Origin of the sequence: Bacillus sp. AFS053548 (assembly GCF_002575105.1) — a bacterium.
Classification (GTDB): domain Bacteria; phylum Bacillota; class Bacilli; order Bacillales; family Bacillaceae_G; genus Gottfriedia.
The window spans coordinates 69,304-84,481 of record NZ_NUHI01000042.1; the positions used below are offsets into that span (position 1 = coordinate 69,304).

Below are 15,178 nucleotides of genomic sequence, written 5' to 3' on the forward strand. Positions count from 1 at the left end.
CTAAGTAAAAATTTTTATGATAAAAAAATAATTAAAATATTATTTAATCAAGAATTTAATAAAGTTTTACTTACGTTTACTACATTCTTAGTACTAAAACCAAATAATTCCATTACTTCATTACCTGTTCCAGATGCTCCAAAAGTCTCAATTGAGATTTTTTTACCTTTGAAACCAACATAGCGTTCCCATCCAAGTGAAATCCCCATTTCAATTGAAACACGGTTTAATAAATGTGATGGTAAAACAGACTCTTTGTATTCATCTGCTTGCTGATCGAATAGCTCCCAACTTGGCATTGCTACTACTCGAACTGATAAGTTTTCTTTTTCTAACTCATTTTTACTATTAACTGCAAGTGACACTTCTGAACCTGTAGCGATTAATATTAAGTCTGGTTGATCGTTCGTTTCAGTTAAAACATATCCACCTTTTGAAAGATTATCTAATCTAGATGCTGTTTCTTCAAATACAGGTAAATTTTGACGACTTAATACTAAAGCGATTGGTCCATTTGTATTTTGTAACGCATATGCCCAAGCATTAGCAGTTTCATTTGCGTCTGACGGACGAATAACTGTTAAACCAGGGATTGCACGTAAAGCAGCTAAATGTTCAACTGGCTCATGTGTAGGGCCGTCTTCACCAACTGCAATTGAGTCATGAGTGAATACATATGTTACTGGTAATTTTTGTAATGATGCTAAACGAATTGATGGACGTAAATAATCATTAAATACGAAGAATGTACTTACAAAAGGCTTAACTCCACCATGTAATGCCATACCATTTGCAGCAGCACCCATCGCATGCTCACGTACACCAAAATAAATATTGCGGCCAGCAAATGATTCGACAGCAAACTTACTTTCATCTTTAATATCTGTCATTGTTGAATGAGATAAATCTGCGCTTCCACCGAAAATTTCAGGAACTGTTTTAATGTAGTGATTAATTGCTTCTCCACTTGCAACACGTGTAGAGATTGTTTTATTCTCGTCAAAAGTTAATAAATCTTCTGTTTCGATTAAAACATCACCTTTAATTGCTTTTTCAAGCTGAGTTGCTAATTCTGGGTAAGCTTCACGGTATGCATTAAATAATTGTTTCCACTCAGCTTCTTTTTCACTACCTTTTTCTTGTATTGCTTTGAAATGTAACTTAACTTCTTCTGGTACAAAGAAATCTTCTTCGTAGTTCCAAGCATATGCTTTTTTCGTTTCTTTTGCTTCTTCAAGACCTAATGGATTACCATGGGCTTTATTTGTACCAGCCACTTTTGGACTTCCGTAACCAATAATTGTTCTAACTTCAATTATTGTCGGTTGGTCTGTGTTTTGTTTAGCTTCTTCGATCGCTTTAGAAATTTCTACATGATCGTTTCCATCTTCTACTCTTAAATATTGCCAGTTAAATGATTCAGCTCTCTTTTTCATATCTTCTGAATAAGAAAGATTTAATGTACCATCTAATGAAATATCGTTAGAATCGTATAATACAACTAACTTTCCAAGTTTCATATGGCCAGCAAGTGACATAGCTTCGTATGCAACACCTTCCATTAAATCACCATCACCAACTAATGCATAAGTAAAGTGATCAATGATAGAAAGGTTATCTTTGTTAAATTTACCTGCTAAATGAGCTTCAGCCATTGCCATACCAACAGCAGTAGCGATACCTTGTCCTAATGGGCCAGTCGTAGCTTCAACACCATCAGTGTGTCCAAATTCAGGATGTCCAGGAGTTTTACTATTTAGTTTACGGAAATCTTTAAGGTCTTGGATTGAAACATCATAGCCTGCAAGATGTAGTAAACTATATAACATACTTGAACCATGTCCAGCTGATAATACAAAACGGTCACGGTCAAACCATTTTGAACTTTTTGGATTATGCTTTAAATGATCTGCCCATAATGCATATGCCATTGGCGCTGCACCCATTGGTAAACCAGGATGACCAGAATTAGCTTGGTTAATCGCATCAATTGAAAGTGTACGGATTGTATTAATTGATAATGTAGAAATCGAACTCATAATTTAAATACTCCTTTTTAGATCTGTTTTGTTGTCTTCATTTTCTTGTACAAAATCTGTATCTAACCACCATTTGAAACCATCTTCTGCTATTAATTCATCAGCAGCTTCTGGACCAAATGAACCGGATTTATAAGTATGAAGTGGTACTAAATTTTCTTCAAATGCTTCTAAAATTGGTTGAACCCATTGCCATGATAATTCTACTTCATTCCAATGAGCAAAAAATTTCGAATCGCCTCGTAACGCATCGTAAACTAATAACTCATACGCTTCTGGACGATCTTCTTTATTTGCAAAATACTCAGCTTGTACAGGTTCAATCTTGCCCTCTACGTTTTTGCTATTTAAATAGAAAGAAACTCTTTCATTTGGATTAATTTCAATAACTAATAAATTTGGTCCATTATTAGTTCTAAGGTTTTGAATCGGACTTTTGAATTCAAAAACGATTCGAGTAGATTTTTCTTTCATTCTTTTACCTGTACGGATATAGAATGGGATTCCCTTCCAAAAATCGTTTTCGATTAATACTCTTGCTGCTACATAAGTATCATTTTGTGATGAAAACTCAATTCCTGGTTCTTTTCTATATGCAACTACTTTCTTACCATTTTGTTCACCAGAACCATATTGACCACGAACTACATGAGAAACTACTTCTTCTTTTGATAGAGGTCGAAGAGATTCAAGAACCTTTTTCTTCTCAGCTCTAACGTCACTTGCAGTATTTTGGTTTGTTAAATGCATAGCAGACATCATTAACATTTGTAACATATGATTTTGGAACATATCTCGAATTGCTCCTGATTTATCATAATAACCCGCTCGTTCTTCAACTCCGACTGTTTCACTTGCCGTAATTTGAACATTTGCGATATATTGATTGTTCCATAAAGCTTGTAAAACTGGATTAGCAAACTCTAAAGCTTCTAAGTTTTGAACCATAGGTTTGCCTAAGTAATGATCAATTCGGAAGATCTCATCTTCTTTAAATGACTTACTTAATTTTTCATTTAAATCTCTAGCAGTTTTCAAGTCACGTCCAAAAGGCTTTTCAATGATTAGACGCTTCCAACCCTTTGTGGTACCTAGTCCACTTTCCTTAATATTTGATGCAATAACTTCAAAAAATTCTGGTGCTACAGATAAATAAAATAATCTGTTTTCAGGGATCTTTAATTCCAGTTCTCTTTCTTTGACTAAATCTAATAAATCAACGAATCCTTCTTTGTTCGTGATATCTAGCTGTTGATAACGAATTGAATCTAGAAATTCTTGGACCATTTTTTGATCTTCTAAAGAACGTCTTGAAAAAGTAATTAGTGATTGCATTACTTGATTCTGAAATTCGTCATTTGAAAAATCTTTCCTACCAATTCCAATGATTGAAAAAGACTCAGGCATCTTTTGATCTATATATAAATTATATAATGCAGGAAAAATTTTTCGTTTTGCTAAATCGCCTGTGGCTCCGAACAATACAAATGACATAGAATCCATTAACTAAACCTCCTCTTAGTCGAACTTTTAAATAGTTGATAATAAAAAATATATTTTCAAACGATCCTTAATTTTATTTAGAGCTATTTTTAGTTCAAATAATTCATTCCAACATCTATTCGGAAAATATTTTTTACCCAAACCTATAATACATGAAAAAAATTTTTCTTTCCAATAAAATGCTTATGTTTCTATTTATTGGATTTTTTTAATTTATTAGTGAGACTCCAGGCAAAGAAAGTGGAGTAGTTGCACTTATACTTAATTCCAAAAATTGGCAACTAGTCGTTTTTTCATCTCTGCTGCCAATTTACTTTCAATGTGAAAAAAAGCCTTAATTAACTTTTTACGTTAATTAAGGCTTTAGAATGAAATATTAAGTGAAAATCAATCTTAGGCTAGTTAAAACTAAACCAATAATAAATCCACAAACAGCTCCATTTACACGAATCCAAGTAATATCCTTACCAATTTTATTTTCCAATAAATCAGTTATTTCTTCAGTAGATAATTTTTCAATATTGAATCTTACTAAATCACTAATTTTGTGATGATATTTTTCAACTGTATTATTTAATAGATTCTTAAAACTTTGCTCAACATTATCAATCAGATTCGAATTTTTAATAAAGCTGATCATTTTTTCGATAGCATTTAAAATAAATTCTTCATCATTCATTTTATTTCTAAACATTTTAATTGCATGATCTACAAGATATTCATAGCCTTTATTTTTCCATTCATCTAATTGGCGTATAATGTTTTCATTTGATTTATTTTTTTCAGCTTCCAATCGAATAAACGATAAAATGAAATTCCTTCTGTCACTATTCGGGTGTTTTAATTCCGATAGTAAATCGATTAATCCACTATGTATAAATTCTGTTATTTTCTCTTCTCCAATCATTGGTAGAAAAGCTTTAATCATAAAAAACTTTCGCTCGATAAACTGTATTACTTCTTTGCCGATTAATTCCTTAATATGTGGTAAGCTAACCGTTTCTTCGATTTTATTAATTAAAAATTCATATGTCTTTGCATCCCATTCTTTTTCAATAACCGTATCGACAGCTTTACTTAATAAGTTCTGAGATGATATGGAATCAATAGTCGGTTTAAATGTATTTAATAAAAATTTTTTGATTGTATCATCCTGAATAGATGCACCAAACTGCTTGATTGAATGAACCATTTTATTTCTTGATTCATCATTTTCAAGCATCTTTTCAAACGCATTAATACCTTGATTAATCCAATCACGCTCTTCTACCTTTTCAATTAAACTTTCCTTACTTAGCCATTGATTATTAAGTGTGCTTAAAATCCCTTCAGTAATCTTCTTTCTATTTTTAGGCAATAAAGCTGTATGTGGGATTGGTATACCAAGTGGATGACGAAACATTGCAGTTACTGCAAACCAATCCGCAAGACCACCAACTAAAGCTGCCTCAAATCCACCAGAAAGGATTTGAAATAATTTAGATTGAAACGGCATTGTTGCAGCGAAACCACAAGTTGCCACTATAAGTGAAATATTGGCTAGCCGTTTTGAATTCTTTTCTTTCATTTACTAAAAGCCTCCTGTATCTATTTGAAAATAGTATATCATTCCTTTAATTTATTTTCTAAAATCAATTCTAATAAATAATAAAAAAAGAGACTGTTTTCACAGCCTCCATGTATTGAGTATACATTATCTAACTAATTGTGTAGCAATTGCGATCACACTAATTTATTTAAAAATTCAATTGAAAATGGTGGCAAGTAATATTTAAACTATTTTTAAGATAAAACCTATGAGCATCGTAACGTTGTACCCCTGAATCTAGATGGAATTGTTCGCAATTATTTTGTTTTGCTTCATTAATTAACCAGTTCCACAAAAGTTGTGCATAGCCCTTTTTGCGATGATTTTCACTCGTAATTAAATCGTCAACATAAAAATATTTTCCCCATGCTAATGATTCTGTCATACGATAACCAGCAACAGCTGTTACTTCTTCATTTTCGATCACGGCCACAAGTTGATAATTATTTGTGTTGATTAATCTGTTAATCGTCTCAACATATTCATCTTCTCTTAAATGTGGCCGTAATTGATTTACTGTTTGAAACGTTTTCAAAATATCCGAACTACTTTTCATTATTTTTACTTCTGCCATCTTTTATCTCTCCATTCACAAAAAACGTTCTATTATAAAAATACCACAATTTTCTATTTTTTTTATGAATTGATGTTTTTTAATTTTTGGTTTATGGCTCGAAACCTTTTTGACTAATAAAAATTTGATCCTCTGAAAAATACTTTTTAAAGCGCTGATAAACTAATTGATAAGCTTCTGGACCGTACCATTCTTGTAAATTAAGCTCAGTATATTTTTTTTCAATACCAAGACGACCTGTTCGTTTCCCTCCGCTTCCATCACCCATGAAAAAATCATCGATACAGATTCTATGAACAATTTCCGATAACTTTTTTGGGAAATCCTCGCTACTAGGCAGAATAGGAGCTTTTATTGGTGTTTGCTATATCAATTTTCTTGATATGTATATATGGGGCTACAAGAATCATCCTAAAAAAACAAGTACTCAACCTTCACGTTTGGGTTTTGCTGTCACTTGTATTATGTTATTTTTCTGCTTTGTATTTGTGAATAATTGGATATGGTCCATTGAAACGGAACAGGATATTCTCCTGAATATTCAAATTTGGTTAAGTGGAATAACTTCTTTATTGTCCCATCATTCTTGCTCCTATTGACAAAGCTAAAAGGGCGTGTAAAAGCATGAGACGAAGAAAATGCTTCCTGTCACTTTTTGGTCAATTAGTAAAGGCGAAAAAGGAAAAATAGAAATGAGTACATTAGTCCCTCCATTAGTAAATGAGCCAAAAAGCTTATTAACACTAGAAGTTGATCTCCTTAAACAGGGAGGAAAAGACTTTAATTTAAGATATTATCGTGAATTGAAGGTTGGACAACTCCGTATGTTTTTAATTCATGAGGAATTAGCGAAACAAGGGATTATTCAGTTGATTAACACGCTATTGACTGTCTATGATATTTCGCAACCAATGTATTTAGTAATCGTTAAAGGTAATTTTGACGATAATATTAACAGACAAGCAAAGAAGCAAGAAAACCTTGATTATTACCTGTATCGGATGCTAAGACACTATGAGAGGAAAAAACAAGTTGAAATAACCATTGTCAATTTGCATGAATATAAAAATAAGCTGTTTTCACAATATTCAGATTCAGATCCCGTTCTTCCTGTTTTCAAAATAACGAAAGATAACTTTACTTACAAGGGGACTGAAGAGCTGAAGGTGGATCCTCTTAAAATCGTGACACACACCCTTAGCCCCTTTTCCTACCCATCAGCGAAAAGGTATGGTTAGCCGCTTGGGGAAAAATGAAAATAAAAGTTAATTATTAGCTTTATTTTGAGGCATTACAAAATACTAAAAATAATTATTAAATTATCATGAAAAGAGGTTGACCCCCTTGGCCGGAGTCAACCTTAGATTACCAGTTAAAATTTACCTAATCGACTCTTGTCTTACTAAAGGATTCAACCCAGCAGTTTCCATATAATCTTTCCCCCAGTTATACATAGCATCGAGAATCGGCATCAAGCTTCTTCCTTGTTCAGTAAGGGAGTATTCTACTTTTGGAGGAACCACGGGATAGACTTCTCGTTTTACAATCAAGTCTTCTTCCAGTTCTCGCAATTGATTAACTAGCATTCTCTGCGTAATCCCTGGCATAAGAGCTTTCAGTTCACCAAATCGCTTCGTTCCCTCTTTTCCTAGATGCCATAGTATAAGCATCTTCCATTTACCACCGATAACGGAAAGAGTTAATTCTTTTTCACAATTAAAAATCTTATCCTGCATTCGCGACATTTCACTTCACCTCTATATTTATTATAACCCAAAGTATACTTTTTTCACTATATAAAATAAAAGTATGTACTTGCAATATCCCTCCATACATTATATATTTGCAGTGAAAAATTGGCCATGCGGAATGGTGCATTGTTTCTTTTAAAGTTAATAGTAAGACTATATAAGCGGTTTTTCTTATAGTATACTTTTTAACACTATGTAAAATAAAAGTGCGTACTTTTAACGTTTAATCATACGTTATATACTTGCAATTGTTCAGTAAGAGGACATGATATTCCTTATTGCTCGCTGGTACAGATAAAGCACTATAAGGATTATATTACCGTAAAAGTATTATTACACTTTAGAGACGTTATCACTGAACAACAATAAAAAAATTATAGGAGTGAATATAGATGGAATTACAATTAGCATTAGATTTAGTAAATATCCCAGAAGCAATTGAGTTAGTTAAAGAAGTGGAGGAGCACATTGATATCGTTGAAATCGGTACACCGGTTGTAATCAATGAAGGTCTTCATGCTGTAAAAGCAGTTAAAAAAGCATTCCCTAACTTAAAGGTATTAGCAGACCTAAAAATCATGGATGCTGCTGGTTATGAAGTAATGAAAGCTTCTGAAGCAGGTGCTGATATCGTCACAATTCTTGGAACTGCTGAAGATATGTCAATCAAAGGTGCTGTTGAAGAAGCGAAAAAACAAGGTAAAAAAATCCTTGTTGATATGATTGCTGTAAAAGACCTTGCTGGACGTGCAAAAGAAGTGGACGCTATGGGTGTTGATTATATTTGTGTTCATACTGGCTATGATCTTCAAGCAGTTGGAAAGAACTCTTTTGAAGATTTACAAACCATCAAAGGTGTTGTAAAAAATGCTAAAACCGCAATTGCAGGTGGTATTAAGTTAGACACACTTCCAGAAGTCATCAAAGTACAACCAGACCTTGTTATTGTAGGTGGCGGGATTACTGGACAAGATGATAAAAAAGCTACTGCTGCCAAAATGCAACAAATGATTAATCAATGGTAATTCAGATTATGAATACAACTCAATACCTAGCTGAAATCATAAAAGAGTTAAATCGCTCCGTAGATTTAATTTCGAATGATGAAGCTGAAAAATTAGTTAATGGGATTCTTGAATCAAAAAAAATCTTTGTTGCAGGCGCAGGTAGATCTGGATTTATGGCTAAATCATTCGCCATGCGAATGATGCACATGGGGATAGATTCCTATGTGATTGGCGAAACAGTAACCCCTAACTTTGAAAAAGATGACATCTTAATCATTGGATCAGGTTCAGGAGAAACGAAAGGTTTAGTTTCCATGGCCGAGAAGGCAAAAAGCATCGGTGGGACGATTGCAGCTGTAACCATTTTCCCTGAGTCCACTATTGGACAATTAGCGGATATCACAATTAAGTTGCCTGGCTCACCTAAAGATCAGTCGGAGAGTGATTTTAAGACGATTCAACCAATGGGCTCATTATTTGAGCAAACACTTTTACTATTTTACGACGCTGTGATTCTTCGGTTCATGGCGAAAAAAGGTTTGGATACCAATAAAATGTACGGTAGACACGCCAACTTAGAATAAATATATTATTTTTTGAGTTCTAAATAGGAAAGACCGCAAGCTGTTTCCATGCAAGATTGCGGTCTTTCTGTTAGAATAACTACTACAATTTGTAATAATTTTTAGGAGTGATAAAATGATTTCTTTAAATGGAAAAACTGCAATAGTTACTGGCGCAGGAAGAGGCATTGGACGTGCTACTGCTATCGCCTTAGCAAAAGAAGGCGTTCATTTAGGCCTAATCGGCTTAAATATATCAAATCTAGAAAAGGTAGCTGCTGAACTAGCCCAATTTGATGTAAAGGTTTCTGCAGCAACAGCAGATGTGACCGATCTTGAATCCGTTACCCATGCTGTTGAACATATCAAATCAGACTTAGGCCCAATTGATATCCTAATCAACAATGCTGGTGTTGCTAAATTTGGTGGGTTCCTTGATCTAACACCAGAAGAATGGGAAAAAATCATCCAAGTCAATTTAATGGGTGTGTATAATGTAACAAGAACAGTGATACCAGGAATGATCGAAAGAAAATCAGGAGATATCATCAATATCGCTTCATCTGCTGGCCAAAAAGGTGCTCCTGTTACAAGTGCTTACAGTGCTTCTAAATTCGCTGTTTTAGGGCTAACAGAATCACTTATGCTAGAAGTAAGAAAACATAATGTCCGTGTTACTGCTTTAACACCAAGTACGGTCGTTACTGATTTAGCCATTGATACAAATCTTGTTAAAGGCAATGAAGAAAACGTTATGCACCCAGAAGACCTTGCAGAATTAGTCGTGGCTAGTTTAAAATTTAATCCAAGAGTTTTCATTAAAACAGCTGGATTATGGTCAACAAATCCATCATAAAACGAAGCAGATCCATTGGGGTCTGCTTCTTTAGTTCGTACAAAATACTCTTATATGTATCAGTGATACAAGGACATTTCTTTATCTATATCAACAATTAACTGGTTAACTTCATTCTGTGCTAAGCGTACAAGCATTTGATCGTATAAAGTAATAATTTGCCCATCCTCTCCCTTTCCAATAATTTTGGAATGAGAATCGTCTATAGAAAGTTCGCAACTTAGTGACTAAGTGGAGCGTAACCCTGTATGTATTTAAATAAATTATTAACCCTATTTTAGTATTATAAATCCACATTAAAGCGCTACATAGACTCACAAAGATATTTGACCCTGTCAAGGTAGTGCTCTCCCAACTGAACTACGGAATCGTAGTTTAAACAACTGAGTAATTTGTTGTATTGCTATCAACAAGATTAATTAAAACAAAATCGATATAGAGTCACCACTTACCATTTGGTGAATGTTATCTGACAGGATTGTAAGAATCATATAAGACCCCATTTGTACTTTGTAATTAATGATATGCAAAAAAATAGCCGTTTCCTCTTGAGGAAACGACACTTAATCAACGATAGTGTACTTCTATTTTTATCATGTGGTGGCGCTAACTTACCCTCACTTACGAATTCTCTCATGATTTGAACTAATTCACCCATATCTCCGCCAACTTCTTTTATGATAATTCGTAACCTTGTATCTTTGGTACTTTCAATAAAATGCCATACTAATTCTTTCTTTGATGGCGGTAAATTTGTAATTGATAAAGAATAATCACATTTCTCATTTTGTTCATCTAAAATGACAAATTGCCCAATTATTGCATCTACTTCACCTTCCGTCGGGGCAACAATACAGCTTTGTAGACGCATAAGATTTTCTTTACCTCCTAATTGAGCAACTGAATCGCCTTTTCCCATTAAAGTGTATGGAGGCTTTCCATCAAGCACGGTTTTATAATCGTGCATACTAGTAAGCCTAAAAACTACTCGACTTGGGAGATTGACTTTGACTAAACCTGACACCACATCAACCGAAGGTCTTTAAGTACAAATGCACAAAAAGATACCTGCAGCTCGACTTTTTTGAGCGAGTAAACAGACATAATCTTCAACTGATTTATCGTAAAGAAAAAGGTCCGCATACTCATCTATAATAACGACGATGTTCTTTATAGTATGATTTTTCTTACGATAATGACTTATATTGCGAACTTTTTCTTTTTTAAATAATTCATATCGTTTTTCCATCTCTTGAACCAACGAACTTAATAAACTGATTGCTTCTTCAGATTTTGTAATGACTCGTTCAACTAATGGAGAATCTTCAAATGGAGAAAATTCAACTTGTTTCGGATCAATTAAAAAGAGTATCAGTTCTTCAGGTTTCATTGTTAAATGGAAAAAAGTAAGTAATGTTGTGAGAAAAACAGACTTACCACTACCAGTACTTCCAGCGACCAGTAAGTGAGATATCCTACCAAAATCATCAAAAACTGGGTTTCCTAACCTATCAACTCCTAAGAATATTGGAACTTGGTAAGTCTTTAAGTATTCTTTTGTTCTACTTAATGCGTCTCCTAATGTAACAATACTTCTATTTTTCCGCTGGATCGAAATACGAACTGTATTTGGTTTCGTTCCACCTTTCAATGCTTAAGTAAGGTAAGCCTAATGCAACCCGTAAGTCTTCTGTTAAATTACTCATCGTAGTAAATTTTACATTATTTAGTTGAAAGATATACTGATTCAAAGTAGGACCAGTTTGCATGGAAACGTAAGTTAATGATCCTTTGCTATTTAAAGATTCGAATGCTTGAATAATTTGTTGATGATAATCGTCTCTTTCTTGATTTGCAGTTGTTGGAGTTAATGGCAAGATTGAATATTGCTGTGGTAAAGTGGAATGTATTATTTCGTCAGTTGGTGTTTGGATTGGAGAATAAGGTAATTGTAATAGATTGATTGGTGCTTTAATTAGTGGAGCAATATGTCATTGACTTAATTCGTATTCTAACATGATATTGCTATGAATATAGGATAAACTTGAAGGTTCATTTACTTTCTTCACTTTCCAGTCTCCTAATAATTTCTCTAATCGGTGAAATAGACTTGGAGAACAAGAAAATGTAATACAGACTCGGTAAAGTGCACTAGTTGCTTTAAGTTCCATTCCATCTAATAGCGCTCTTTCACTACTGCTTATTACGTCGATTACTTTCCGTTGAACATACCGAATAGGCAGTAGTAATGATGGTGTGTCAACTCCTTTCTTAAACAATTCACATAGTTCTAATAGTTGTTGCTGCATCTTTGTATGGCAACGTTTAGCATGAATAAATACAGTTAACCCTTCTCCTTTCTTAATATTTGAAAGAACGTCTTGCCAAATTGGCAAAGAAAAAGGAAAACAAGCTGAAGAAGGATTAACAAAATAACCATTAATAGGATATTGTACTTCACTATCTTCTACTTGCTTTCCCCACTTACAATACGCTCTTGAAGTTAGACTATCACTCGTAAAAAAATGTCCAACTTTCCGCTCATCATTGGTTGCCATTTGAAACCAAGATTTTGAGTAAACTTCTTCATACGATACACATTTCATCGGATCACCTAGTTATTTAAGTCGTTTTGAAACTAAATGCAATAATTAAAGTGTGTTAAGAATGATAAAGCTAGTATTGATTAAAAGAACTACTTCAAACATAATCGAGTCCTATTTGTCTTAAAATAGCTGGCACATTTTCATCACTACCGATATTAACCGCGAACTTCTTTCTTTTTGATTCAACAACTAAAATCACATCATAATTTTGGATTTACCTAGCTTTAAATGATTTTACAACTCATTTATCCACTCGAAATTTAAAATAAAGGTAGCGAATACGAAATTTAATAAGAATCACCACTGAATCTAGACATATTATGAACATGCAAATGTGCAATCAGTATAAGGATTTAAAGAGTGAGTATATCCTGAGAGAAAACCCGTACCTTTATTTAGAATGGTTTTTGGATTTTTATAAAATAGTTCGCTTTTCATCCAAACACCTCCTAATTATTTTCTTCAAATTTAGTTTTTAGTTTCAATTTTTAAAAGGCTTTTCTTCATTTCTAAACCACCACGATAGCCTGTTAATGATCCATCCTTTCCAATTACGCGATGACAAGGAATGATGATCAATATTGGATTTGCACCAATTGCTCTCCCAACTGCTCTAACAGTTTTTGGTTTATTTAGATAACTTGCAATGTCTGAATAAGTTTTAGTTTCTCCATAATTGATCGAGCATAGTGCACTCCAAACTGAATTTTGAAATGCTGTACCACGAAAATCAAGTCTACTATTAAAATTAGTCCGCTCGCCATCCAAAAATTCAATAATCTCGTTCTTATAATCTTCTACTATTGTTTCATCTTCTTCCATCTCAATTCTAGGAAAATATTTATCCTTAAATAAAAGTAATTCTTGAATGGTTCCATTTTGCGAACCTACGAAACATAGTCCTTTTGTTGTTGCAGCAATATGAATCTTCCAGTCTTTATGTTCAATTAAAGTCCAATATAATTTTTCATTTGAATACAATTTAAATCACCCTTTGTTAGTAATTTCTGCATGATCTTAATTAAATCCTATTATAGACTTAATTAATAAAAATGGACTGTTATTAGAATGAAAAAGCAAGAATTTGAAATTATTTAAGTATGAACTGCAAATAAGTCCTGGAGAAATGCAAATAAGGAGTCAATCTGTGCAAATAAAAAGTAAACTGCAATTTATGTCCAAAGAATCGCAAATAAAACATAAAATTACCCATACCAGTTAGGGTATTCTGACTTAAAGATTGTACAATAGTAGGTACTTTCAATGGAAAAATAGCAAATATGCTCTAATTCTTTCTAGATTGATTAGAAAATAGTTAAAAATTTGCTATTGGTCTATAAAAAAGAGCGATAAATGAAATGCGCAGTTGAGATCCTTCCTCTACGTAAAATAGTTAGAACTTTATAAAGGAATGTCCTAGGCTCTCGTACATTCTAATAATGATCTGTTGGGGTGCCTCCGTATCAATTAACTAGACAATTGAGACAACCCCATTAGCACATAGACAAAGCTCAAAAAATGTATTTTATTTCTGCTTCTCAATCATATCCATTACTAATTTTTCAGCTGCATTTTTATATAAATTACTCATATTAACGAAAGAAGTAATTAAGAGCAATTGTTCAATATATTCTTTACTTTCATCAGCAATATCTTTAATTTCTTTGTTTACATTTTCACTAGATTTTTGAAGTTCAGCTTTAAACTTTTCGAGGTTTAGTTCATTTAAATGTAAAAAACTTGAATAAATTTCATCAATATTAATTTCATTGTTTTCAAGGATTCTTTGATTTAATCCATTTAAGGTTTCTTTTATATCATTAATCGAAAGTGCTCCTTTTAAATGATAAATTAAACTGATTAAAATGATATGATTCTTTGTGTATTTCTTATTTTTTATTGGGAAAAGCAATTTAGCTTTAGCGTAATTATTAATCATTGTTTTTGTCATTACTTTTTCATTAGAATTTGGTTTCGCAAATTTATTATCAAATAGTTGGATTACTTGATCCATATAAAGATCAAGATTAGGAATATCATCTAATAAGATTTTTTTATCTAAATCTATTTGTTCAATTAATTCATTAATCTTTTTCATTTTTCGTCCGTTGCCAAAAACTTATAAAAATCAATAAAAATCTATTATTTTATAGATTTCGTTTATTTCCCTTTTCTACGTGTCCGATTTTGCCTAGTTGGCTACTTTCGTTTGGTATAACACTCCAAGGGCGTAAATTCGGATACAACGAATCCTACATATGATTAATGACGTCTAGGTATCAGTTTTCTAATTTATATCGTGACAAGTTGATTGCTGTGTTTAAATCTCGATCGATTTCAAGACCGCATTCACATTTGTATAGTCGGTCTGATAGTTTTAAATCATTTTTCTTATTTCCACAACTTGAACACGTTTTAGAAGATGGGTACCATTGATCAGCTTCAACAAATTCAATCCCATATTTTTCACATTTATAATGAATTTGGCGTTTGAATTTAAATAAACACTGCTTCGCGATTGCTTTTGACAGGTGCTTATTCTTCATCATTCCCTTGATATTTATAGCTTCCATTACGATGCGATAAGGTTTGGTTTTCACGATTTCGCTCGTGGATTGATGAAGATGATTTAGTCTAATATTCGTCAACCTTCTATAGAGGTGTTGTATCTTCTTTTCGATTTTTAGTATG

16 protein-coding genes and 2 pseudogenes (1 of these 18 cut by a window edge) are annotated in these 15,178 nt (G+C 32.9%); 4 read left to right on the forward strand and 14 right to left on the reverse strand.

Features of this window, described 5'->3' with window-relative positions:
* Positions 1–47: 47 nt before the first annotated feature.
* The 5 genes and pseudogenes from tkt to CN946_RS23605 form a co-directional block, all read right to left on the reverse strand.
* Positions 48–2,042, reverse strand: a complete 1,995-nt coding sequence (gene tkt, locus CN946_RS20440) for a transketolase (protein WP_098862777.1) — start codon at positions 2,040–2,042, stop codon at positions 48–50.
* Positions 2,043–3,542, reverse strand: a complete 1,500-nt coding sequence (gene zwf / locus CN946_RS20445; RefSeq protein WP_098862778.1) for a glucose-6-phosphate dehydrogenase — start codon at positions 3,540–3,542, stop codon at positions 2,043–2,045.
* Between the two features lie 376 nt (positions 3,543–3,918).
* A complete protein-coding gene (locus CN946_RS20450) occupies positions 3,919–5,109 on the reverse strand; it encodes a DUF445 domain-containing protein (protein WP_098862779.1) in 1,191 nt (396 codons plus the stop codon).
* A 169-nt stretch (positions 5,110–5,278) separates the two neighbouring features.
* The gene (locus CN946_RS20455; protein WP_098862780.1) at positions 5,279–5,704 is read right to left on the reverse strand and encodes a GNAT family N-acetyltransferase; all 426 of its coding nucleotides are present in this window, start codon (positions 5,702–5,704) and stop codon (positions 5,279–5,281) included.
* A 91-nt stretch (positions 5,705–5,795) separates the two neighbouring features.
* Positions 5,796–6,053: pseudogene (locus CN946_RS23605) on the reverse strand (radical SAM protein); the annotation flags it as partial.
* Positions 6,054–6,342: 289 nt separating this feature from the next.
* On the opposite strand from CN946_RS23605, the gene CN946_RS20460 reads away from it, so the two are divergent.
* A complete protein-coding gene (locus tag CN946_RS20460; protein ID WP_098862781.1) occupies positions 6,343–6,942 on the forward strand; it encodes a Ger(x)C family spore germination protein in 600 nt (199 codons plus the stop codon).
* Between the two features lie 141 nt (positions 6,943–7,083).
* Here CN946_RS20460 and hxlR read toward each other — a convergent pair whose 3' ends face one another.
* Positions 7,084–7,449: a transcriptional activator HxlR gene (hxlR, locus tag CN946_RS20465; RefSeq protein WP_098427672.1), complete on the reverse strand. Its 366-nt coding sequence runs from the start codon at positions 7,447–7,449 to the stop codon at positions 7,084–7,086.
* 398 nt (positions 7,450–7,847) lie between these two features.
* Between hxlR and hxlA the strand changes: the two genes are divergently transcribed.
* From hxlA to CN946_RS20480, 3 genes are all read left to right on the forward strand, one after another.
* On the forward strand, positions 7,848–8,480 hold the full coding sequence (gene hxlA, locus CN946_RS20470) for a 3-hexulose-6-phosphate synthase (RefSeq protein ID WP_098862782.1): 633 nt from the start codon (positions 7,848–7,850) through the stop codon (positions 8,478–8,480).
* A gap of 8 nt (positions 8,481–8,488) precedes the next feature.
* On the forward strand, positions 8,489–9,046 hold the full coding sequence (gene hxlB, locus CN946_RS20475) for a 6-phospho-3-hexuloisomerase (RefSeq protein ID WP_098862792.1): 558 nt from the start codon (positions 8,489–8,491) through the stop codon (positions 9,044–9,046).
* A gap of 115 nt (positions 9,047–9,161) precedes the next feature.
* Positions 9,162–9,881: a 3-ketoacyl-ACP reductase gene (locus CN946_RS20480; protein WP_098862783.1), complete on the forward strand. Its 720-nt coding sequence runs from the start codon at positions 9,162–9,164 to the stop codon at positions 9,879–9,881.
* A 487-nt stretch (positions 9,882–10,368) separates the two neighbouring features.
* On the opposite strand, the gene CN946_RS20485 is transcribed toward CN946_RS20480, so the two are convergent.
* From CN946_RS20485 to CN946_RS20515, 8 genes and pseudogenes are all read right to left on the reverse strand, one after another.
* Positions 10,369–10,905 (reverse strand): hypothetical protein, encoded by a 537-nt coding sequence (locus CN946_RS20485; RefSeq protein ID WP_098862784.1) that lies wholly within the window; start codon positions 10,903–10,905, stop codon positions 10,369–10,371.
* 18 nt (positions 10,906–10,923) lie between these two features.
* Positions 10,924–11,532, reverse strand: a complete 609-nt coding sequence (locus CN946_RS20490) for an FtsK/SpoIIIE domain-containing protein (RefSeq protein WP_098862785.1) — start codon at positions 11,530–11,532, stop codon at positions 10,924–10,926.
* On the reverse strand, positions 11,477–11,758 hold the full coding sequence (locus CN946_RS23205) for a DNA translocase FtsK (protein ID WP_141546951.1): 282 nt from the start codon (positions 11,756–11,758) through the stop codon (positions 11,477–11,479). Before CN946_RS23205 ends, CN946_RS20490 begins: the two co-directional genes overlap by 56 nt.
* Before the next feature lie 114 nt (positions 11,759–11,872).
* Complete coding sequence (locus CN946_RS20495) at positions 11,873–12,487, reverse strand: hypothetical protein (RefSeq protein WP_098862786.1); 615 nt, start codon at positions 12,485–12,487, stop codon at positions 11,873–11,875.
* Positions 12,488–12,808: 321 nt separating this feature from the next.
* Positions 12,809–12,925, reverse strand: a pseudogene (locus tag CN946_RS20500) (radical SAM protein); the annotation flags it as partial.
* A 30-nt stretch (positions 12,926–12,955) separates the two neighbouring features.
* A complete protein-coding gene (locus CN946_RS20505) occupies positions 12,956–13,468 on the reverse strand; it encodes a methylated-DNA--[protein]-cysteine S-methyltransferase (protein ID WP_098862787.1) in 513 nt (170 codons plus the stop codon).
* A 544-nt stretch (positions 13,469–14,012) separates the two neighbouring features.
* Positions 14,013–14,585, reverse strand: coding sequence for a DUF1836 domain-containing protein (locus tag CN946_RS20510; protein ID WP_098862788.1), 573 nt, complete (start codon positions 14,583–14,585; stop codon positions 14,013–14,015).
* Between the two features lie 181 nt (positions 14,586–14,766).
* On the reverse strand, positions 14,767–15,178 hold part of the coding region annotated (locus tag CN946_RS20515) for an RNA-guided endonuclease InsQ/TnpB family protein (protein WP_286134004.1) (this coding region is incomplete at its 5' end). The annotated region continues 270 nt past the right edge of the window; 412 of 682 annotated nt are visible.

Excerpts from the sequence above, each read along its gene's own strand:
- CN946_RS20450 (WP_098862779.1), bottom strand. The coding sequence starts at position 5,109 with ATGAAAGAAAAGAATTCAAAACGGCTAGCCAATATTTCACTTATAGTG.
- CN946_RS20495 (WP_098862786.1), bottom strand. The coding sequence starts at position 12,487 with ATGAAATGTGTATCGTATGAAGAAGTTTACTCAAAATCTTGGTTTCAA.
- CN946_RS20455 (WP_098862780.1), bottom strand. The coding sequence starts at position 5,704 with ATGGCAGAAGTAAAAATAATGAAAAGTAGTTCGGATATTTTGAAAACG.
- CN946_RS20480 (WP_098862783.1), top strand. The coding sequence starts at position 9,162 with ATGATTTCTTTAAATGGAAAAACTGCAATAGTTACTGGCGCAGGAAGA.
- hxlR (WP_098427672.1), bottom strand. The coding sequence starts at position 7,449 with ATGTCGCGAATGCAGGATAAGATTTTTAATTGTGAAAAAGAATTAACT.
- CN946_RS20510 (WP_098862788.1), bottom strand. The coding sequence starts at position 14,585 with ATGAAAAAGATTAATGAATTAATTGAACAAATAGATTTAGATAAAAAA.
- hxlA (WP_098862782.1), top strand. The coding sequence starts at position 7,848 with ATGGAATTACAATTAGCATTAGATTTAGTAAATATCCCAGAAGCAATT.
- CN946_RS20460 (WP_098862781.1), top strand. The coding sequence starts at position 6,343 with ATGCTTCCTGTCACTTTTTGGTCAATTAGTAAAGGCGAAAAAGGAAAA.
- hxlB (WP_098862792.1), top strand. The coding sequence starts at position 8,489 with ATGAATACAACTCAATACCTAGCTGAAATCATAAAAGAGTTAAATCGC.
- zwf (WP_098862778.1), bottom strand. The coding sequence starts at position 3,542 with ATGGATTCTATGTCATTTGTATTGTTCGGAGCCACAGGCGATTTAGCA.